Genomic DNA, 18,809 nt, shown 5'->3' with positions numbered 1-18,809 from the left:
CCGGCCTACGCGACGCGGTATATCGTCACGCTCTCGAACTCACGGACGACCCTGACCCCCGCGGCGTTCCCGACTGTTATCTCCCCGTACGCCGCCCGTTCGGCCGGTCCGACGTAGACGTACTCCACCTCGTAGAACTCCAGCAGCCGGCGCTGGTAGTCGCTGTCGTCCGTCGTGTAGATGTCCTCCACGTCGCCCAGTCGCTCCTCGTAGTCCTCGCTGCCGCGGTACTGCTCCTCGTGGAACCACCCCAGGACGGCCGGGAGCCCGGTCAGGCTCGCCGGCGCGCTCGCACCCTTCCCGTCGTCGGGGTTCCACCGGTAGGTGCCGGGCGCGGCCGTGACGATGGTGGGCTGGCCCTCCCGCGCGTCCAGCCAGCGGATGGCCGGCGCGTCCCGCGGGAACTCGACGTCGAGGTAGGCCGTCGCGTCCAGCGTCGGCCCCTCCGTCTGGACGGTCTGGCCCGCACCGCCGACGTGGGCCGGCAGCGCGAACGCCGGGTAGACCAGCGTCGAGAGGACGAGCACGACGGCGAGGACGCTCCCGGTGCGGCGCAGGCGCTCGCGCGGGACCGCGAGGCGGTCGGCCGGCCAGCCGGTCACAAGCCGCGCCAGCAACACGCCGGCCGCCGTCGCCCAGAACAGCCACACCTGCGAGTACGGCTTGAAGATGGTGTTGAACCGCTCGCCCTGGATCGTCACCAGTTCGACGACGAGCACCAGCCCCGCGCCCGCCATCACGAGGGCGAGTTCGAACCCGGCGTCGTCCTGGCTGCGACAGAGCCACCAGGCGGTGACCAGCAGCGGCGCGACGATGCCCAGTGCCGGGAAGCCGAAGAAGACGCCGGCAGCCACGACCACGAGGAACCCGGCCAGGACCTTCCCCGGGCGCTCGACCGTGGCCCCCGTCCGCCGCGCCAGGGCGACGAAGAAGACGGCCAGGAACGCGCCGTTGACCAGCAGCAGGTTCCCCAGCGGCGTCCACGCCTGCCAGAGACCCACCGTCCGGCCGGGGCCGCCCAGCACCACCGGCCAGAACGGGGCCGTCCAGACCAGCCCCACCAGCAGGACGACGACGGCGACCACAATCGCCAGGACCGCGCGACGGAGTTCCCGGGTTACGGGACTGTCCCCGCCCGGCAGCCGCTCCGCGTACCGCGCCGGTAGCAGGCTGGCCGGCGAGGCTGGTGCGAGCCCCACAGCGAGCATCGTCAGGCCGCCGACGGTCGGCAGCGACCAGAGGTTCGTGAAGCCGACGACGCCCGCCAGCGGCCCCAGAAGGCCGAACAGCACGAGCAGCCGTCGCCGGCGGTTGTCGGCCGGCAGCCGCCAGTACGCGAGCAGCAGTCCGCCGGCGAGCAGCATGAGCGGCTGGCTCATCATGTGGGCGTGGAGGTCGCCGTTGAGCCAGGCAAAGAAGGGGAACTCCGTGGCGGCGGGGTAGGTGTCGGCGACGCTCGGGTCCGTCGGGATGACCCGGCTGGCGTCGAAGTAGTAGAACTCGCCCGGCGACCACGACGTCGCGTCGCTCGGGAGCCCCGTGACGTCGACGACCAGCCCTGCGGCGGCGTCGGGGAGCAACCACACGAGGACCTTCGTCGCCGTCACCAGGTTCGCCGCGACGCCGACGAAGAAGGCACCGAAGCCGGCCGCGAGCCGCCGCGGCACGCCCGTGGGGAGCGCAATCGACCCCGCGAGACCGTAGGCGGTCGAGACCAGCGTCGCGTAGAACCCGGCCAGCCCGAGGTTGTACGCGAACTTCGGGGCGGTCCCGGTCAGCGTCGCCACAAGCGTCGTCGTCAGGTGGCCGCCGTAGTAGTAGCGCACCGGTTCGCCGGCGAACCAGAAGTCCTCCGGGGGGAGCGTCCCCGCCCGCTCTAAGGTCTTCAGCATCCCGAAGTCGAGGAACTTCTCGCCGACGGCCAGCGGCAGCGGCGCGGCGGCGGGGTCGAACCCGCGGATGCCAACGACGAGCAGGAAGGCGAGCACGAAGACGACCGCGCCCTCGCCGAAACTCCGGTAGGCCGGGGTGACGCGGCGAATCGCCAGCGCCGACGCGCCCGCCAGCACGACCAGTCCGGCCGCGAGCGCGGGCCAGGGAAAGCCAATGTGCCCGACGAGGTGACCGACGAGGGTCAGCGTCGCGAGCGCCAGCGGCACGGCGAAGGGGCCGGCGTCGAGGTCGGCCAGCAGCCAGGAGGTGACGGGGAGCGCGAGCAGTCCGAGCAACAGGAGGGCAGCAATCCAGAGGGCGACGAGGCCGAACTCCATCACCGAAAGTCACCGTGACCGCGGACCATACGTCTTGTGAACTCCGAGTCGAACGGTTTTTACTGGGCGCTGTGGTGTATTCGGCCAATGACGCCCGCTGTCGGACTCGTGGTCCCCGCCTACCGGCCCGACGTGGACCGTCTCTCCGCGTACGTGCGCGCCCTCCACGACGCACTGGACCTCTCGACGCTCCGCATCGAACTCGACGCCCCCCGCGAGGGGGTGCCGGAAGCGCTCGCCGACTTAGAGGCCGAGGTCAACGCCGTCCCCTACCGCCGGGGGAAGGGCGCGGCCGTCACCGCCGGCTTCGAAGCCCTGTCGACGGACGTCCTCGCCTTCGCCGACGCCGACGGTGCGACGCCGGCCACCTCCATCGCCGAGGTGGTCCAGCCGGTCCGGGACGGCCAGGTCGGTCTCTCCGTGGGGTCGCGCCGGCACCCGGAGGCGACGGTCGCAAGTCACCAGACGCTCGCCCGCCGGTACCTCGGCGACGGGTTCGCGTGGCTCGCCCGCCGCCTGCTCTCGGTTCCACTCTACGACTACCAGTGCGGTGCGAAGGCCATCGACGCCGACGCGTGGGCGAAGGTCCGCCAGCACATCTACGAACCGGGGTTCGCCTGGGACGTGGAACTGGTCGCCATCGCCGGCGCGATGGGCTACCGCGTCCGCGAGGTCCCCGTCGAGTGGCACGACCGTCCCGGGTCGACGGTCTCGCCTGTTCGCGACTCGCTGCGCCTCGGCCGCGCGCTGCTCACCGCTCGCCATCGGGCGAAACGCCTCAGCGATAGCCGGCTCCACGCCGCCATCGCCGCTCGCCGGGACGACTCGCCGGCACTGGTCGACCGGGAATGAGCGACCGCTCGCTGCCCTCGTCGCTGGAGTCGCTCCTCTCGGGGGCCCGTTTCGGCCAGTTCGTCTCGGTGGGCGTCGTCGGCGCAATCAGCGACAACACCGTGCTGACGGCCCTGCACCTCCTCGCCGGCGTGCCCGAACTGTGGGCGAAGGCCGCCGGCGTCGAGACGGCCATCGTCGTGATGTTCCTGGTCAACGAGCACTGGACGTTCGCCGACCAGGGGGCCGCGGGTCGCTGGCCCTTCCTGAAGCGACTGGGAAAGTCACACCTCGTCCGCTCCGGCGGCGTCACGGTCCAGTTGACGGTCTACTGGTTCCTGGTGCGCTATCTCGACGTGACTCTCGAAATCGCTGGCACCGACCTGTGGTTCCTCGCGGCGAGTCCTATCGCCATCGCCGTCGCGATGTCGGTCAACTACGTCTTCGAGAGCCTGTTCACGTGGCAGGTCCACCTGGAGTGAGCACGGGAGAATGTCACGGACGGCCCGGTAATCACAATCCTTAAACGCAAACCGGAGTTACGAATGGGTAGCGGGATGGGATAGCCAGGAGATTCCGGCGGGCTCATAACCCGCAGATCGGTGGTTCAAATCCACCTCCCGCTACTTCTCACGAACTCACACGCGCCGAGTTTCATCTCGGCGCAACGCTCGTGAGTGAGTCGTCGCGGCGTGGATTTGAACGAGAGAAACGCGAGCGTCAGCGAGTGTTTCGCGTTGTTCGAATCCACCTCCCGCTCCTTTCACGAACTCACCGCTGAGCGACGAGTCCGGGAGCGTCGACAGAGGACTGGGGTCCCCCGAGCCAGCCGCCTCAGTAGGACATCAGCCAGTCGAACAGCCGGCCGAGGACGGCAACCGAGGCGAAGACGAGGAACATGAGCAGGAGCGCGAGCGCCAGGTCTGCGATCCCGCGGCTCTCCTCCAGTCCGATCTGCAACACCACGAGCGCCCACATGGTCCGGGGTACGTGCCTGACGGGAATAGAGATACCGGGTGACAGCGACGTGTCAGGACTGGTCGTGGGCGGTGCGCATGTGCTGGCGGGCCTCGTCGGGCGTCATCCCGCGGACGCCGCAGGCACAGGAGTGCAGTTCGGGGTCGGTGAGGTCGTTCACCTGCTCCTCGCGCGTCCGTTCGAGTGCGTCCGCGTCGGCGTCGTACTCGTAGTAGACGCGGTAGTTGACCTGCGCGACGCCCTCGATGCGGTGGTCGGCGTCGGGGTCAGGGTCGGCGATGGCGTCGTCGTGTTCGGCCTGCATCTCCGCCTTCCAGTCTTGGAGGGTCTTCTCGGGGTCGTCGGCCATGGCGGAACGTCCGTCGCCGGGGACAAAAGCGGTGTTACTGGTCGAGGACGCGCTCGGCGGCGCGGCGGGCGGCCTCGACGTGTTCGTCGGCCGTCTCGTCGCCGGTGCCGTCGACCTCCGACAGCAGGTCCAGCACCTTCTCGGTGCGCTTGCGAACGGTCTCGTCGTCGAGGTCGGCCGTTGCCAGGTCGGCGGCGACGGCCTGTGCTTCGCCGAGCCAGCGGTTCGCTGCAGTCTCCAGCGGCCGCTCCTCGGTGGCCGCGAGGTGGTCGTGCAGCGACGCCAGCAGTTCCTCGCGGTCGGTCATCTATCCGTCCCCGTCCTCGTCGACGATGACGACTTCGCCGTCCTCGACGACGACGTTGATGAGCGTCTTCGGTTCGTAGCCGGCGTCGGCAACCTTGTTCTCCCCGTCGGCCTTCTTGATGACGCAGACGATGTCGGCGATGTCCGCGCCGATGTCGTCCAGCGCGCTGGTGATACCGCGGAGGGTCCCGCCGGTGGAGAGCACGTCGTCGAGGATGAGCACCCGGTCGCCCTCGTAGACGTCGTTGATGTACATCTCACCCTCGGAGTAGCCGGTGACCTGCGAGAGCGACACCTCGCCGTCGAGGCCGTAGGAGCGCTTGCGCACCACGACCAGCGGGATGTCGGTCATCAGCGAGACTGCCGTGGAGATGTGGATACCCATCGCCTCGGGCGCGACGATCTTGTCGACGTCGTCGATGTCGGCCTTCCGGATGATTCGGATGACGATCTCCCGCAGGAGTTCGGGGCGCAGCATCGGCACACCGTCGCTGATGGGGTGGACGAAGTAGTGGTAGCCCTCCTTCTCGATGATGGGGGCTTCGAGCAGCGACTCTCTGAGCTGGTGCATGCCCGCGCTACTGCGAGCCAGCGTAAAAATCCCCTGTTAGGCCGCGGCCGACAGCCGGTCGGGCATAATATTCCCGACTACCAGAATATTCGCTACCAATAAAAGGAACCGTGGCGGGTGCGGTAAAACAAACCCCGGCGAGTGCGTTGTTATGCCGACTGTGACGCCAGTTCGCTGGACTGGTCGTCCTTCTCCCAAACGACTGTGAGTTCCCAATCCTGCGTCCCTGCGTCGACGGTAATGCGGTCGCCCGACGCAACCTCGTCGCCCGAGATTGCATCGGTGATGTAGGCTCCCGAACTGGAGTTATTACTCCAGTGGACGTCACTGCCGTTCAGGGTTCCCCGTGTATACAGCGTCGATGCGTCGATTTTGTCACCCGACTGGTGACTGATGTCGACGTAGCTGCTGTTCGTCGAGTTGGTTTCAAACTCGAACTGCGCGCTCGGTGCTGCTTCACTCGGACCGAGTCCGAGCACGAACGATGCGATGACCGCGGCCAGAATGACCGTAATTGCGACCATCAGGATAACCCCGATGACCGGGCTGACCGCACTGTCGTCGTCCAGTATCTGTCTCAGACGCATAGGCGGCGGTTACCTTGCAGCCTATATATTAGTTAGGGTCGTATTATCACAAAGTGTAATTCAGGCAATTGCTTGGTGGTTACTTCAGTCCCAGAAAACACCTCTAGTCGAGGGACAATCGCAGTGCCGACCGCACTCTCCAATTATCACGTATGATATGCGGCACACTCGGGACGTATTGCGGTTATTCCGGACAGTCCCAGCTTTCGCCACTGGTCTATCTGTTCGACGTGGCGACAGTGTCGCAGCTGATGTATTAAAGACTGAATGTCACGTTCACCATCCTGTCGGCGAACGTTCGGCCCCCGGTCCCGCCACCAGTGCCGTCTAGAGGCGGCAATTTTCGCCGCGCGCGCCCGGCGCGCGGAACTGCGTCAGACGGGCGCGCGCCGCGAACTCCAACTCAGGGAGCGAGCGTCGCGGCGAGTTCGTCGGCGACCCGGCCGCCCAGCGCCGTCTTCGTCCCCTCGAAGACGTCGTAGTCGTCGCGGCGGACCACGAGCGCGCGCGTGCGCTCCTCGCCCATGACGCTCGTGTCGTTGCCGACGACGAACGAGAGGCCCGCCCGGTCGAGTATCTCGCGGGCCTTCGCTGCGATGGCCGCGTCGTCGCCGTCGCTCTCGGCCTTGAACCCGACGATGGGCAGGTCCGGGTGTGACTCGCGGATTGTGTCGATGAGTTTCGGCGTCGGTTCGAGTTCGAGGGCGAGTTCGTCCTGGCCCGAGCGTATTTTCTCGGGGCTGGACTCGACGGTGTAGTCGGAGATGGCCGCCGCGGAGACCAGCGCGTCGGCGTCGTCGGCGTGTGCCTCGACGGCGGCGAGCATCTCGGCGGCGCTCTCGACTGTCTCGACGGTCGCCCAGGGGACGTTGGGACCGTCGTGGACCAGCGTCACCTCGGCCCCGCGGACGTAGCAGGCCCGGGCGACGGCGCGGCCGGTCCTGCCGGACGCGCGGTTCGAGAGCGTCCGGATGGGGTCGATAGACTCCGTCGTCCCGCCGCTGGTGACGACGACGTGTCTGTCGGCCAGGGTCTGCTCGGTCGTCGCGCGCGCGACGCCGGTCACGATGTCGTCCTCGGCGGCGATTTTGGCCTTGCCCTCCTCGACGCGGGGGTCGACGAAGGCGACATCCCACTCCTCCAGACGGTCCAGGGCGTCCAGCACGCCGGGGTGGTCGTACATCGGTTCGTGCATCGCCGGGACGACGACGATGGGGAGGTCGGCACCGAATGCGGTCGTCGCACACGTCGTCACCGGGCTGTCGTCGATGGCCGCGGCCATCTTCCCGACGGTGTTGGCGGTGGCCGGCGCGACCAGCAACACGTCCGCCCAGCCGTCGCGGCCGCAGAGTTCGACGTGCTCGACGCTGCCGGTGATCTCGGTGACGACGGGGTTGTCGGTTGCGAACTCCAGCGCCCACGGGTGGATGATGCCCTCCGCGGCCGACGTGGTGACCGCCCGGACCGACGCGCCCTGACGGCGGAGTTCGTGGGCGAGTTCGACCGTCTTGACCGCCGCTATCGACCCGGTGACGCCCAGGGCGACGTTCACTCCCTCCAGCATACTCCTACTGCGGGGGCGCTCCGGTATAAATGCGGGTGCGTCCGCGCGGCCGGTTTCACTCCTCGACGCTGGGGTGCTGTGTGGGTTCCTCCGGATGCGGTTCGCTGAAGTGTCTGCGCATGACCTCGCGTGCCTCCCGCTCCCGGCGCTCGCGCTCGTCGTCGTCGATCTCCTCACAGCCCGGCGGCACCTCGCGGCCGCGGCCGGTGAAGTAGCCCTCCGGCGCGACCCAGTCGTGGTAGAAGGGGACCTCGGAGTCCTCGATGGCCGCCAGCGCCACGTTGGCACCGTCGCCCGCCGCGACCACGGTCTGGTGTCGACTGCCGGCGACGCGTCCGGCGGCGTAGAGGCCGTCGACGCCAGTCCGCCCGTCCCCGTCCACGTCGACGTAGGTCTTGCTGCCGCGCTCGATGAGACCGACCCCCTCGACGCCGGCCAGGTAGTCGGTGTCGGCCCAGGATGTGCAGACGACGCGGTCGGCCAGCAGGCGCTCGTCGCCGTCGGTATCGAGTTCGAAGCGGCCGTCGGGGGCCCGCTCGACCGCCCGGACGCGCGTCTCCCGGCGGTCACAGCCGTTGCGCTCGGCCTGCTCGCGCGTCAAATCCAGGAAGCGGCGGGCGTTGACTCCCGCCGGGAAGCCGGGGACGTTCTCCAGGTGGGCGTTGCGTTCGAGAATGGGCTGCCCGCCGTCCAGGACGAGCGTGTCCAGGCCGGCGCGGGCGGTGTAGATGCCCGCGGTCAGTCCGGCGGGGCCGCCGCCGACGATGCAGACGTCACGCGTTTCGGGACTCATGGCCGCCCGTTGGCGTGGGTGGCGCAGAAATCTGGCGATTGGCGGGCCTGGCTCGCGAGGCGACACTCGTCCGTGCGTGAGGCTTACGTAGTGGTAGCCCAACGTACGGGCGTGGACTGCGTCGAAGTCAGTACGGTCGTCTATCTGCCCCCCGAGGAGATATACGAGTTTCTCCTCGATTTCCCCCGGTACGCAGAGTACTCGAAACACCTCACGGAGGTCCGTCGGCACGGCGGCGAGGGAGCCCCGGGCACGCGCTACGACATCACGTTCGCGTGGTGGAAGCTGTCGTACACCGCCCGGTCGCAGGTGACGGACGTCGAACCCCCGAACCGCATCGACTGGCGGCTGACCCGGGACATCGACGCCCGCGGGTACTGGGCCGTAGCGCCCGAACCCGAGTCGTCGCCGGAACCGAACCAGCCCGCCTCGCGCGTGCGCCTGTACGTGGAGTTCTCGCCGGGGTCGGCCGACCGCCGGAGCATCGGGCTCCCCTCGTTCGTCTCGCTGGACTGGCTGGTCGACCGTATCAAACCGAAAGTAACGGCGGAGGCAGAGCGAATCGTCGAGCGCATCGTCGCCGACCTGGAGGGCGAACACCGCGACGTCGCGCTCGACATCCACACGACGCCGGAGTCGCTGTAGTTACTCGAAGTCGCCGTAGTCGCCGCCGTACTTCATGAAGAAGTAGGCGAAGCCGAGCGTCGCCGCCGTCACGAACATCGTCGCGACGCCGAGCGTCTTCGCGCTGCCAGGCAGGTCGCTCGGGCCGACGGCGCCGCCGGTGTCCAGCGTCGGGTAGTCCGTCCCGACGACGACGGCCCCCAGCATCCCGCTGGCCCTGTGTGGGGAACAGAAGTACGGGTAGATACCGTCTTCGTTGAACGTGTGCTCGAACGTGCCCGAGGCCTTGGCCGGCCCGGAGTCGAACACGTCGTCCTCGGAGATGACGTTGTGGTTGCCGCCCTCACCGGTCCACTCCCAGACGATGGTCGCCCCGTTGTCGACGTGGACGGCGGCCGGACCGAACGCGAGGCCGTTGCTCCCGGCACCGACGTCGACCGTGACCTCGCTCTGGCCCCGCTGGTCGACGACGGACCCTTCGTAGTTGTTCGCGCCGTCGAGGTAGCCACCGAGGTCCGGCGGGCCGCCACCGCCGCCACCGCCGCCGCTGGACTCGTTGCCGCTACTCTCGTTGCTCTCCGCGGCACTCGCGGTTCCGGTCGCGGCCGCCGCCGTGGCCGTCCCTGCCGCTGTCCGCATGAATGCGCGGCGGGACAGGTCCGCATCGCTCTCTGTCATACCTGTCCCTTTGCAATCGCCCGTAGTGAATACTTCGCTTCAGTTCTCTCAGGGGAACAGGGCGAGAAAGCCCGCGAGGAAGGCGACCGCGAGCAGGACACCGACCACGACGAAGAGCGCGTTCTCCGCGCTGATGTCGCCTGCCTCCAGTTCCTCGTCTATCGCCATCGACCCCGCAACGTTGCCGCCGCCGTCCCCCTCGGAGTCGTCCTCCAGGTCGGACAGCGAGAACCGCCACTGGCTGTCGTCGTCCGCGGTGTCGGGGTCACTTGCCATGCTTCCACGTAGGGCGGCCACGGACAAAAGGCTGACCAGTTCTACCGAATCTTCGTCCCCAGCGGCGCGTCGGCGTGGGTCGTCAGCAGGTCCGCGTCCTCGCCCGCCGCCAGAATCATGCCGTTGGACTCGTAGCCGAACAGTTCGGCCTTCTCCATGTTCGCCAGCAAGACACACCGGGTCCCCGGCAGATCCTCGGCGTCGTGCAGCCCCTTGATGCCGGCGACCACCTGGCGCTGTTCTACGCCGATGTCGACCTCCAGGCGCATGAGGTTGTCCGAGTCCTCGATGGGTTCGGCGGCCGTAATCTCGCCGACCCGGATGTCCACCGCCTGGAAGTCCTCGAAGCCGATGCGCTCCTCGGCCAGCGGCTCCAGGTCGACGGACTCCGCCTCGTCCCCGTCGTCGTCTTCGTCCTCGCTCGCTGCCGCGACGCGCTCGCGCAGCGTCTCGTTGAGTTCCTCGACTTCCTCGTCTTCGATTTTGGTGAACAGCTCCGACGGCTCGCCGAAGTCGGCCGGCGGCGCGTCCAGCGCGGCCGCCTGCGTCGCGTCGTCGACGCTGCCCGTCTCGCCGAGCTGGTCCCAGAGGTCGGCGGCCTTCTCGGGCAGCACCGGCTGCATCAGGACGGCACAGGCCTTCGTCAGTTGCACGCAGTCGCGGATGACCTGCGCGGCCCGGTCTGGGTCGTCGTCGACGAGGTTCCAGGGTTCGTTGCGCTGGATGTACTCGTTGCCGAAGTCGGCCAGGTCGACGGCCACGTCGGCGACGTCGCGCAGGCGGTACTCGCCGACGGCGGCCTCGAACTCCTCGACGGCCCCCGTGATGCGCTCGGCGACCTCCTCGCTGACGTCCGCGTCCGGCGTCCCGTCGTAGTTCCGGTGGGCAAAGAGCAGCGCGCGGTAGCAGAAGTTCCCGAGGTTGCCGACGAGTTCGCCGTTGACCCGCTCGGCGAAGCGGTCCCAGGAGAAGTCGACGTCCGTCTCCAGCCCGGAGCCGGTGGTGATGTAGTACCGGAACAGGTCGGGGTGGAAGCCGGTCTCCAGGTACTCGTCGGCCCAGACGGCTCGGTTACGTGACGTCGACAGCGCCTTCCCGTCGATACCGACGAAGCCAGTCGCCAGCACGGCCCGGGGTTCGGCGTAGCCCGCCCCGCGGAGCATCGCGGGCCAGAAGACGGTGTGGTGCTGGATGATGTCCCGGCCGATGACGTGGATTATCTCGCCGGTCTCGTCGTCCCAGGACTCGTCCCATTCCGCGCCCAGGCGCTCCTCGCCGCCGGGTTTCCAGACCTCCTCCCAGTCGTACTCGTCGGCCCCGACGCGCTCGGTGTACTGTTTGGTCGAGGAGACGTATTCGATGGGGGCGTCCACCCAGACGTACAGGACGAGGTCCTCTTCGCCCTCGCCCGGGTAGTCGATGCCCCAGTCCATGTCGCGGGTGATACAGAGGTCCTGTAGCTCCCCTTCGATCCACTCGCGGGGCTGGTTGCTCGCGTTCTCCGTGCCTTCGAGGCGGTCGATGAAGTGCTGGAGGTAGTCCTGGAAGTCCGACAGGCGCAGGAACTCGTGTTCCCGGCGGCGGTACTCGGCGGGGTTGCCGGTGATGGTGCTCACCGGGTCCTCGATTTCGCCGGGTTCGAGGTGGCGCTGACAGCCCTCGTCGCACTCGTCGCCGCGGGCGTGCTCGCCGCAGTACGGGCAGGTCCCCTCGACGAAGCGGTCGGGCAGGGGCTGGTCCTCCTCGGTGTCCCAGGCGACCTGAATCTCCTTCTCGAAGACGTGGCCCTGCTCGACCCAGGTCCGGACGAACTCGCGGGTGGTCTCCGTGTTCGTCTCGTCGTGGGTGTGGCCGTAGTTGTCGAACTCGACGTTGAACTGCGGGAAGGTCCGCTCGTACAGTTCGTGGTACTCCAGGGCGAAGGACTCGGGGTCGACGCCCTCCTCGGCGGCGTTGACCGCGATGGGCGTGCCGTGCATGTCGGACCCGCAGACGAAGGCGGTCTGCTGGCCGACCCGCCGGAGCGCGCGGGCGTAGACGTCGCCGCTGACGTACCCGCGCAGGTGGCCGACGTGGAGGTCCCCGTTCGCGTAGGGCAGCCCCACCGTGACCACCGCCGGGTTGTCCGTCGGCAGTGTGTCTCGACTCATGTGCACCCTTTCTGGCATGGAGGTCAAAAACACCGCCGGTTCGCGGTAGCGGGGGCTACGCGGACTCCGTCGGCGCGACCGGCACGTCGGTCTCGAACGTCCGGCGGTCCGGCACCGATATCCGGACCGTCGACCCCTCCGACGAGGTCCGGAAGTCGACTGTCCCGCCCAGCGACCGCGTGCCCCAGGAGACGAGCCACATCCCCAGGCTGCTCGCGTGTGAAAGCGGCGTCTCCTCGCCCGACTGGATGGGGTCCAGTTCCGCCCGGGGTATCCCCGGCCCGTCGTCGGTCACGACGAGTTCGACCCGGTGGTCCGTGGTCGAGACGTCGACGGTGACCGACGGCGCGGACCCGCTGTGGACCAGCGCGTTCTCGACCACCTCACGGAGGACGACGGCGAACAGCCGCGGGTACGTCTGCACCTCTCCGCCCTCCACGTCCGTCTCGACGGTTGCTTCCGGGTGCTGGTCGGCGAGCGAGGAGACGACGTCGGTGACGAGCGACTCGACGTCGACGGACCGCGCCTCGGACTCGCGGTCGAACATCCGCTCGACCTCCAGTGCCTTCTCGCTGATGCTGGAGAGGCTCCGGGCCTTCCGGCTGACCTTCTCCCCCAGCGTCGCGACGTCGTCGCCGCTCTCGTGTTCTATCTGGGCCGCGAACCCGAGAATCACGTTCAGGTCGTTGCGGAGGTTGTGCCGGAGGATGCGGTTGAGCACCGACAGCCGCTCCTGGCGGCGCACCAGTTGCGTGACGTCCCTGATGACCAGCGTCCGGCCGACCTCCCGGTCGCGCCAGTCCGTCACCGACGACACCTTCGCCTGGTACGTGCGGCCGCGGCGCTGGAACCGCGCCGGGTAGTCCGAAAGCGAGTCCACCCCCATCTCCTCGAAGACCGCCGACAGCGGCGTCCCCGCGAGGTCGTCCGCGTCGAGGTACGCGTGGGCGCGGGGGTTGGCCTGCAACACGGTGTCGTCGCCGACGACCACGACGCCGTCGTCGAGGTCCTGGAAGACCGCTCGTTCCCCGATGCGGGCCACGGCGGGCACCTGGTCGAGGAACTTCGTGCGGAAGACCGCGTAGCCAAACAGCAGCGACTCCGGCCCGAGCGCAACCTGCGTGGCCGGGAACCCGTCGACCGGGAACCCGACGATGCTCCCCATGCTCCCCAGCACCGTCACGAGCGTCCCGAGGACGAGCGCGCTCGCCTGGCCGAGAAAGAGCTTGTCGCGCTCCAGGACGGTCTTTGCCACGACGACGAATCCGGTGAAGAAGACCCCGTAGATGTACAGCCCGAGGGCGGCCCCGACCGGGCCGACCGACGACGTGATGACGGTGCCGGCCGGAATCGACGCCTCCGTGAGCCCGCCGACCAGCGGCTCCCAGGTCGGCGCGACGGCGTAGGTCACGGCTCCCGCGACCAGCGGCGTCGCAACGGCCGCGAACCACCCGGACTGCACCCACTCGCTTCGCCCGGTGTACGCCAGGATGAACGCCAGCCAGAGGACGGTCGAGAGCAGGCTCAGCCCCGTCACGATGGCCCAGACCCGGAGCCGGAGGGGGCCGTGGGACAGTTGCAGGCCGACCACGGTCATCCCGACCCAGACGGTCGCCAGCGACTGCAACGCGGCGAACGCCCGCGCACTCGGCGTCTCCCGGTTCCGCCATCCGATGACCGCCAGCGCGGCCAGCAGGACGGCGGTCGCCAGGAGAATCAGCGTGGTACTCATCGACGTGTTACTATCTGTGATACACTCCCGGAGGAGTATCAACATTGCTACGCGTTATCAGGCCGTGAAATGACGACCGCGGGTCACCCCGTCCGCCGTCAGTCCGTCACAGAGACGCCGCCGAAGGCGGCGAACCCCGTGACGACGAGGTCGACCTCGTCGTGGTCGCGCTCGCGGCGCATCCGCTCGTCTGTCGCGCCGCCGAACAGCGGGAGCACGTCCATCTCGACGTTCCACTCCTCGGGCACTTTCACCTCGACGCCGCCGAACAGGGCGATGCAACTGACGTGGGCCGGCGGTTCAGCGACCGTCGCGTCCCGCAGGTCGAGTTCGGCACCGCCGAAGAGAGCGGTGAGGTTCGCGCCGGTGAAGCGCTCGGTCGTCACGCGCTGTTCGTTGCCGCTGAAGACGCCGAAGCCGGTGACGTGCGAGGTGCCCGTCGTGGCCGGCGGCGAGCGGAACTGGCTCAGCACCAGCGAGAGGCCAAAGAGGACGATGAAAAGCGGCCACAGCGAGACGACGTCGGCCGCCTCGACGAACCCCAGCGTCGTCGCCTGCCAGAGCCCGGCCAGGACGATGATGACCAGCGGCCCGAAGACGTTCCGGAAGCCGCTGCGGACGAGCGCGTACACGCCCACGAGGACGAACAGCGAGGGGATGTAGTCGAACAGGAAGCTGGTGTCGACTGTCCCCGTCGTGTCCGCGAGGAGGACCAGCCCCAGGAGGACGATGAGTGCCCCGAGGAGGAGCTGACTGGAGAGGGTGCGCTGTGTCTGTGCCATATGGCTAGTTCGCTGCCAGATAGCTTATAGACGGCTGTGTGGAGTGTGACCGCGGGACAACTACGGGGTGTCAGCGAACTCCTCTCGTGCCGTTCGAAGTCGCAGAAGTGGGAGAGACCGGCAAAGCACTTACCGACGAGTGACTGAAAATCAGTATGCGCCGTCGGAGTGTCATTGCAATCCTTGGCATGCTGACAGCAGGTACAAGTAGTGGCTGTATCTCCTCGATTCGAGACGCGGTGAATCCAACGGCTCAACTCGGGTGGTTCGGCGTTCACAATGCCGACACGGAGTCGTCACACCGATTCGTCCTCGAAGTCGAACGAGACGGGGAGGTCGTTCATTCGTCGTCACACACAGTCGACGCAGCGCGCGAATACGAAGGCGGTGGTCAACACAACGACGGGGCTGTGGCCGAGTGTGAGTGGGGGAGCACTCCGGGAGATTATACGGTTCGTGTCCGTGTAGATGACGGCGAGTGGGTAGAAGCGTCTGTAACGGAGTTCGCTACATCGAGAGACGTGGACTGTGTCGTCGCTGATGCCGAGTATCGCTCAACCCTCACCATCTATCTCAAAGAGGGGTGTGACCGAGACGGGTACGGGCGAATGTGCTCGTTCACGAACGAATAGAGTCACACGCCCACGCCAACGGACAATTCCCTGCCCGTCGTGTGAAAAACTTCTCCGAGGAGGGTTCGACCCGCTCCACTCGCGGTCAGTACCAGTCGAGGTCGGCGACGAAGGAGCGCAGCATCGACCGGGTGACGTGGGGCATACAGACGACGCGCATCTCGCCGGACCCGGTCTTGGAGACCCGCCAGCCGCGGTCCCGGAGTTCGTCGGTCATCGGCACCGAGAGGTCGGCGGCCACCAGCGGGAGTTCCGGCCCGACGACCTCGTGGCCGCGGACCTCCAGGGCCTCGGCCAGCCACTCCGCGTTGTCCATCGCGCGCTCGTAGGTCTCGCGGTAGCCCTCCGGCCAGAGGGCGTCCATCGCGGCGACGGCGCTCGCCACGCCCGCGCCGGAGCGGGTCCCGGTCAGCGTCACCTGCGACGTCGACTCCAGGTACGGCGTGTCGATGGCGAGTTCGTCGAACAGGTCCGGCGAGTGCGAGAGCAGGCCGCCGGCCGGCACCGCGGCCTGGCCGACCTTGTGGGGGTCGATGGTCAGCGTGTCGATGTCGGCGTGGTCGAAGTGCCACTCGTGGTCGCTGAAGGGGAGGTAGAAACCGCCCCAGGCGGCGTCGACGTGACAGAGCGCGCCGGCGTCCGCGGCGACGTCCGCCAGCGCGGGAATCGGGTCGACGTAGCCGTACTCGGTCGACCCGGCGACGCCGACGACGCAGACCGTGTCGCCGTCGATTAGTTCCTGCATCGCGTCGACGTCGGCGGTGTGGTCGGTCGTCGGCGCGGTCCGCAACTCGACGTCGAGGACGTTCGCGGCCTTCCGGAAACTGAAGTGGGCGCTCTCCGGGGCGACGACATTGGGGTCGTCCGTGTCGGCGCGGTTGCGCGCGATGCGGACCGCCTGGATGTTGGCCTCCGTCCCGCCGCTGGTGACGTAGCCGGCGGGGTCGGCCAGGCCGGCGACGGTGCCGAGTTGCTCGACGGCCCGTCGTTCGAGTTCCGCCACCGTCTCGTAGGTCCCGGGGTCGCCCGGATTGGTGGCGAGAAAGCGCTCGGCTGCCTGCCGCGCCGCAGGGTGCGGGACGGTACACATAGAGGAGAGGACGCGTTCGAAATCCTGCGGTTCGGCTCGCTCGACCTGCTGCATACGCCATACTATCCACGAACCCGCTTAGTGGTTACGTTTGTCTGAGTGTCGCACACCCCCGGCGCTCGGGGCCGAACAATACAGAAAACGACGGCTTCGGCGGCCGTTACCGCACGGAGTCCAGCAGCAGTTTCTGCTCGGTCCGCTTGACCTCGTGTTGCACGTCGCGGACGGCGTCGATGTTCGCGGAGATGGAGGTGACGCCCTCGTTGACGAGGTGTTGCACCATCCGTGGCTTCGACCCCGCCTGCCCGCAGATGCTCGTCGCGACGTCGTGTTCCCGGCAGGTCTGGATGGTCTCGCTTATCAGTTCCATCACCGCGGGGTGGAGTTCGTCGTAGCGGTCGGCCACGTTCTCGTTGTTGCGGTCGACCGCCAGCGTGTACTGCGTGAGGTCGTTGGTGCCGAAGGAGGCGAAGTCGATGCCCGCCTCGGCCATCTGTTCGACCGACAGCGCCGCGGCGGGGGTCTCTATCATCACGCCCCAGGAGCGCTTCTCCGTGTCGATGCCCGCGTCCTGCAGGTGTGCCTTCGCCCGCAGGACGTCCTCGGCGTCGTTGACCAGCGGCAGCATGATTTCGACGTTGTCGTAGCCCATCTCGAAGAGCTTCCGGAAGGCTTCGAGTTCGTGCTGGAAGACGTCGGGCCGGTCGAGGCTCCGGCGGATGCCCCGGTAGCCCAGCATCGGGTTGTGCTCCGCGGGCTCGTCGTCGCCGCCCTCTAGCTGGCGGAACTCGTCGGTGGGGGCGTCAAGCGTGCGCACGCGCACCGGGCGCGGGTAGAACTCGTCGGCCACGCTGCGGGCACCCTCGACGATCTGGTCGACGTACTCGTCGACGCCGTGGTCCGCGATGTAGCGCTCGGGGGTCTTGCCCAGCGAGAGGATCATGTGCTCGATGCGCAGCAGGCCGACCCCGTCGGCACCGGTCGCGGCCGCGCGCTCGGCGGCGTCGGGGATGGAGACGTTGACCTTCACCTCGGTGGCGGTCATCGGCTTGACCGGCGTGTCCGGCCGTATGTCCTCGACGGCGTCGTGTGCCTCCTCCTCCTCGGCACCGGTCTCGACGGTCCCCTTCTCGCCGTCGATGGTGATGACCTGCCCGTCGGTGAGCAACTCGGTCGCGTGCTCCGCGCCGACGACGGCGGGAACGCCCAGTTCGCGCGAGACGATGGCGGCGTGGGAGGTCATCCCGCCCTCGTCGGTGACGATGCCCGACGCCCGCTTCATCGCCGGCACCATGTCCGGCGTCGTCATCTCGGCGACGATGATGTCGCCCTCGCCGACCTTGTCCAGTTCGTCGAGTTTCCGGACGATGCTGACCTCGCCCGAGGCGCGGCCGGGGCTGGCACCCAGGCCGGAGAGGACGACCTCGCCGTCTTCGGTGCCCTTGGGCTCCTCGCTGCTCTCCTCGGCGAGGCCGCCGTCGGCGACGCTGCCCTCGGTCGTGCCGCCCTCGCTGATGGTCGTGATGGGGCGGGACTGCAGCAGGTAGACCTCGCCGTCGTGGATGGCCCACTCGACGTCCTGCGGTTCGCCGTAGTAGCCCTCTATCTCCTCGCCCAGTTCCAGCAGGGCGTCGAGTTCGTCGTCGGAGAGGACGCGCTGGTCGCGCTTGTCCTCGGGGACCTCTCGCTCGACGGTCTCGCCGGTTGCCTCGTCGCGGACGTGCATCACCTTCTTCTGGGCGACCGTCTCCGTCTTGATTTCGGCGGTCGCGCGGTCGATGACGTAGTTGTCCGGCGTGACCGCGCCGGAGACGACTGCCTCACCGAGTCCCCACGCGGCCTCGATGGTGACGACGGGCGCACCGGTCGAAGGGTGACTGGTGAACATGACGCCCGATTTGTCGGCGTCGACCATCTCCTGGACGACCACCGCGATGTCGACGGTGGCGTCTTCGAAGCCCTGCTCCTGGCGGTAGTAGATGGCGCGCTGGGTGAAAAGCGAGGCCCAGCACTCCCGCACTTTCTCCAGCAGGTCGTCGCGGGTGATGTTGAGGAACGTCTCCTGCTGGCCCGCGAAGGAGGCGTCGGGCAGGTCCTCGGCCGTTGCCGACGAGCGCACCGCAACGGACGCGTTCTCGCCGATGCGGTCGTAGGCCTCCAGGATGCCCTCCCGCTGCTCGTCGGGAATCTCGGTCTCCCGGATGAGCGACTGGGCGCGCTCGGCGGCGTCGGCCAGCGCGGCGGAGTCGTCGGAGTCCACGTCGACGATGTCGAATAGCTCCTCGTCGATGCCGGTGTCTTCGATGAACGAACGGTACGTGTCTGCGGTGACGATGAATGCCGGCGGGACAGGCAGGTCCGCCGACGTCATCTCCCCGAGTGACGCCGCTTTCCCGCCGACCGACTCCAGGTCGTCGGCCCGCACGTCGTCCAGCCAGAGTACAGCCATTACATGTAGCCTATCGAACTAGGATAAAGAACCTTCTGGAGTTGCCGGGCGGGACCGAGTGGCCGTCTTCGGGCCGCTCGACGGGGTGAGACTCCTTCCCACGCACAGCCCCGCCGTCCGGGACTGGACGGTCGCTGCCCCCGGCGT

At 68.0% G+C, this 18,809-nt stretch carries 18 protein-coding genes and 1 tRNA gene; 4 read left to right on the top strand and 15 right to left on the bottom strand.

What is annotated here, in order from left to right; translation table 11 throughout:
- Window positions 1-5: 5 nt before the first annotated feature.
- Complete coding sequence (locus WDJ57_RS08770) at window positions 6-2,270, bottom strand: DUF2298 domain-containing protein (RefSeq protein WP_338905631.1); 2,265 nt, start codon at window positions 2,268-2,270, stop codon at window positions 6-8.
- An 87-nt stretch (window positions 2,271-2,357) separates the two neighbouring features.
- Between WDJ57_RS08770 and WDJ57_RS08765 the strand changes: the two genes are divergently transcribed.
- The 3 genes from WDJ57_RS08765 (at window position 2,358) to WDJ57_RS08755 (ending at window position 3,727) form a co-directional block, all read left to right on the top strand.
- Window positions 2,358-3,122 (top strand): glycosyltransferase, encoded by a 765-nt coding sequence (locus WDJ57_RS08765; protein ID WP_338905629.1) that lies wholly within the window; start codon window positions 2,358-2,360, stop codon window positions 3,120-3,122.
- Window positions 3,119-3,583, top strand: coding sequence for a GtrA family protein (locus tag WDJ57_RS08760; RefSeq protein WP_338905628.1), 465 nt, complete (start codon window positions 3,119-3,121; stop codon window positions 3,581-3,583). Before WDJ57_RS08765 ends, WDJ57_RS08760 begins: the two co-directional genes overlap by 4 nt.
- A gap of 69 nt (window positions 3,584-3,652) precedes the next feature.
- Window positions 3,653-3,727, top strand: a tRNA-Met gene (locus WDJ57_RS08755).
- A gap of 208 nt (window positions 3,728-3,935) precedes the next feature.
- Here the strand turns inward: WDJ57_RS08755 and WDJ57_RS08750 are convergent.
- From WDJ57_RS08750 to WDJ57_RS08720, 7 genes are all read right to left on the bottom strand, one after another.
- On the bottom strand, window positions 3,936-4,079 hold the full coding sequence (locus WDJ57_RS08750) for a hypothetical protein (RefSeq protein WP_338905626.1): 144 nt from the start codon (window positions 4,077-4,079) through the stop codon (window positions 3,936-3,938).
- 52 nt (window positions 4,080-4,131) lie between these two features.
- Window positions 4,132-4,428, bottom strand: coding sequence for a hypothetical protein (locus WDJ57_RS08745; RefSeq protein WP_338905625.1), 297 nt, complete (start codon window positions 4,426-4,428; stop codon window positions 4,132-4,134).
- A 34-nt stretch (window positions 4,429-4,462) separates the two neighbouring features.
- Window positions 4,463-4,735: a hypothetical protein gene (locus tag WDJ57_RS08740; RefSeq protein WP_338905624.1), complete on the bottom strand. Its 273-nt coding sequence runs from the start codon at window positions 4,733-4,735 to the stop codon at window positions 4,463-4,465.
- A complete protein-coding gene (gene hpt / locus WDJ57_RS08735) occupies window positions 4,736-5,305 on the bottom strand; it encodes a hypoxanthine/guanine phosphoribosyltransferase (protein WP_338905622.1) in 570 nt (189 codons plus the stop codon).
- A gap of 149 nt (window positions 5,306-5,454) precedes the next feature.
- Window positions 5,455-5,892 carry a type IV pilin N-terminal domain-containing protein gene (locus WDJ57_RS08730; RefSeq protein ID WP_338905620.1) on the bottom strand — a complete coding sequence of 146 codons (438 nt, stop codon included), beginning with the start codon at window positions 5,890-5,892 and terminating at the stop codon, window positions 5,455-5,457.
- 403 nt (window positions 5,893-6,295) lie between these two features.
- Complete coding sequence (gene coaBC / locus WDJ57_RS08725; RefSeq protein ID WP_338905618.1) at window positions 6,296-7,456, bottom strand: bifunctional phosphopantothenoylcysteine decarboxylase/phosphopantothenate--cysteine ligase CoaBC; 1,161 nt, start codon at window positions 7,454-7,456, stop codon at window positions 6,296-6,298.
- A 55-nt stretch (window positions 7,457-7,511) separates the two neighbouring features.
- The gene (locus tag WDJ57_RS08720; protein WP_338905616.1) at window positions 7,512-8,249 is read right to left on the bottom strand and encodes an NAD(P)/FAD-dependent oxidoreductase; all 738 of its coding nucleotides are present in this window, start codon (window positions 8,247-8,249) and stop codon (window positions 7,512-7,514) included.
- A 111-nt stretch (window positions 8,250-8,360) separates the two neighbouring features.
- On the opposite strand from WDJ57_RS08720, the gene WDJ57_RS08715 reads away from it, so the two are divergent.
- The gene (locus WDJ57_RS08715; RefSeq protein ID WP_338905614.1) at window positions 8,361-8,894 is read left to right on the top strand and encodes a type II toxin-antitoxin system RatA family toxin; all 534 of its coding nucleotides are present in this window, start codon (window positions 8,361-8,363) and stop codon (window positions 8,892-8,894) included.
- Here WDJ57_RS08715 and WDJ57_RS08710 read toward each other — a convergent pair whose 3' ends face one another.
- From WDJ57_RS08710 to ppsA, 7 genes are all read right to left on the bottom strand, one after another.
- The gene (locus WDJ57_RS08710) at window positions 8,895-9,551 is read right to left on the bottom strand and encodes a halocyanin domain-containing protein (protein WP_338905612.1); all 657 of its coding nucleotides are present in this window, start codon (window positions 9,549-9,551) and stop codon (window positions 8,895-8,897) included. It lies immediately after the preceding gene.
- A gap of 48 nt (window positions 9,552-9,599) precedes the next feature.
- Window positions 9,600-9,827: a DUF7312 domain-containing protein gene (locus tag WDJ57_RS08705; RefSeq protein ID WP_338905610.1), complete on the bottom strand. Its 228-nt coding sequence runs from the start codon at window positions 9,825-9,827 to the stop codon at window positions 9,600-9,602.
- 41 nt (window positions 9,828-9,868) lie between these two features.
- Complete coding sequence (metG, locus tag WDJ57_RS08700) at window positions 9,869-11,977, bottom strand: methionine--tRNA ligase (RefSeq protein ID WP_338905608.1); 2,109 nt, start codon at window positions 11,975-11,977, stop codon at window positions 9,869-9,871.
- 55 nt (window positions 11,978-12,032) lie between these two features.
- A complete protein-coding gene (locus WDJ57_RS08695; protein ID WP_338905606.1) occupies window positions 12,033-13,709 on the bottom strand; it encodes a histidine kinase N-terminal 7TM domain-containing protein in 1,677 nt (558 codons plus the stop codon).
- Window positions 13,710-13,807: 98 nt separating this feature from the next.
- Complete coding sequence (locus WDJ57_RS08690) at window positions 13,808-14,491, bottom strand: LiaF transmembrane domain-containing protein (protein WP_338905604.1); 684 nt, start codon at window positions 14,489-14,491, stop codon at window positions 13,808-13,810.
- Window positions 14,492-15,208: 717 nt separating this feature from the next.
- Complete coding sequence (gene mfnA / locus WDJ57_RS08685; RefSeq protein WP_338905602.1) at window positions 15,209-16,267, bottom strand: tyrosine decarboxylase MfnA; 1,059 nt, start codon at window positions 16,265-16,267, stop codon at window positions 15,209-15,211.
- Between the two features lie 106 nt (window positions 16,268-16,373).
- On the bottom strand, window positions 16,374-18,662 hold the full coding sequence (gene ppsA, locus WDJ57_RS08680; protein ID WP_338905601.1) for a phosphoenolpyruvate synthase: 2,289 nt from the start codon (window positions 18,660-18,662) through the stop codon (window positions 16,374-16,376).
- Between the last annotated feature and the right edge of the window lie 147 nt (window positions 18,663-18,809).

The organism is Salinibaculum sp. SYNS191, from assembly GCF_037338445.1.
Taxonomy (GTDB): domain Archaea; phylum Halobacteriota; class Halobacteria; order Halobacteriales; family Haloarculaceae; genus Salinibaculum; species Salinibaculum marinum.
Note: the sequence above shows the minus strand (reverse complement) of the source record. Positions and strands in the feature narration are given on the sequence as shown.

Coding starts and splice junctions, on each gene's coding strand:
- hpt (WP_338905622.1), bottom strand. CDS start 5,305: ATGCACCAGCTCAGAGAGTCGCTGCTCGAAGCCCCCATCATCGAGAAG.
- WDJ57_RS08720 (WP_338905616.1), bottom strand. CDS start 8,249: ATGAGTCCCGAAACGCGTGACGTCTGCATCGTCGGCGGCGGCCCCGCC.
- WDJ57_RS08710 (WP_338905612.1), bottom strand. CDS start 9,551: ATGACAGAGAGCGATGCGGACCTGTCCCGCCGCGCATTCATGCGGACA.
- coaBC (WP_338905618.1), bottom strand. CDS start 7,456: ATGCTGGAGGGAGTGAACGTCGCCCTGGGCGTCACCGGGTCGATAGCG.
- WDJ57_RS08740 (WP_338905624.1), bottom strand. CDS start 4,735: ATGACCGACCGCGAGGAACTGCTGGCGTCGCTGCACGACCACCTCGCG.
- WDJ57_RS08750 (WP_338905626.1), bottom strand. CDS start 4,079: ATGTGGGCGCTCGTGGTGTTGCAGATCGGACTGGAGGAGAGCCGCGGG.
- WDJ57_RS08690 (WP_338905604.1), bottom strand. CDS start 14,491: ATGGCACAGACACAGCGCACCCTCTCCAGTCAGCTCCTCCTCGGGGCA.
- mfnA (WP_338905602.1), bottom strand. CDS start 16,267: ATGCAGCAGGTCGAGCGAGCCGAACCGCAGGATTTCGAACGCGTCCTC.
- WDJ57_RS08760 (WP_338905628.1), top strand. CDS start 3,119: ATGAGCGACCGCTCGCTGCCCTCGTCGCTGGAGTCGCTCCTCTCGGGG.
- WDJ57_RS08730 (WP_338905620.1), bottom strand. CDS start 5,892: ATGCGTCTGAGACAGATACTGGACGACGACAGTGCGGTCAGCCCGGTC.
- WDJ57_RS08770 (WP_338905631.1), bottom strand. CDS start 2,270: ATGGAGTTCGGCCTCGTCGCCCTCTGGATTGCTGCCCTCCTGTTGCTC.
- WDJ57_RS08745 (WP_338905625.1), bottom strand. CDS start 4,428: ATGGCCGACGACCCCGAGAAGACCCTCCAAGACTGGAAGGCGGAGATG.
- ppsA (WP_338905601.1), bottom strand. CDS start 18,662: ATGGCTGTACTCTGGCTGGACGACGTGCGGGCCGACGACCTGGAGTCG.
- metG (WP_338905608.1), bottom strand. CDS start 11,977: ATGAGTCGAGACACACTGCCGACGGACAACCCGGCGGTGGTCACGGTG.
- WDJ57_RS08765 (WP_338905629.1), top strand. CDS start 2,358: ATGACGCCCGCTGTCGGACTCGTGGTCCCCGCCTACCGGCCCGACGTG.
- WDJ57_RS08695 (WP_338905606.1), bottom strand. CDS start 13,709: ATGAGTACCACGCTGATTCTCCTGGCGACCGCCGTCCTGCTGGCCGCG.
- WDJ57_RS08705 (WP_338905610.1), bottom strand. CDS start 9,827: ATGGCAAGTGACCCCGACACCGCGGACGACGACAGCCAGTGGCGGTTC.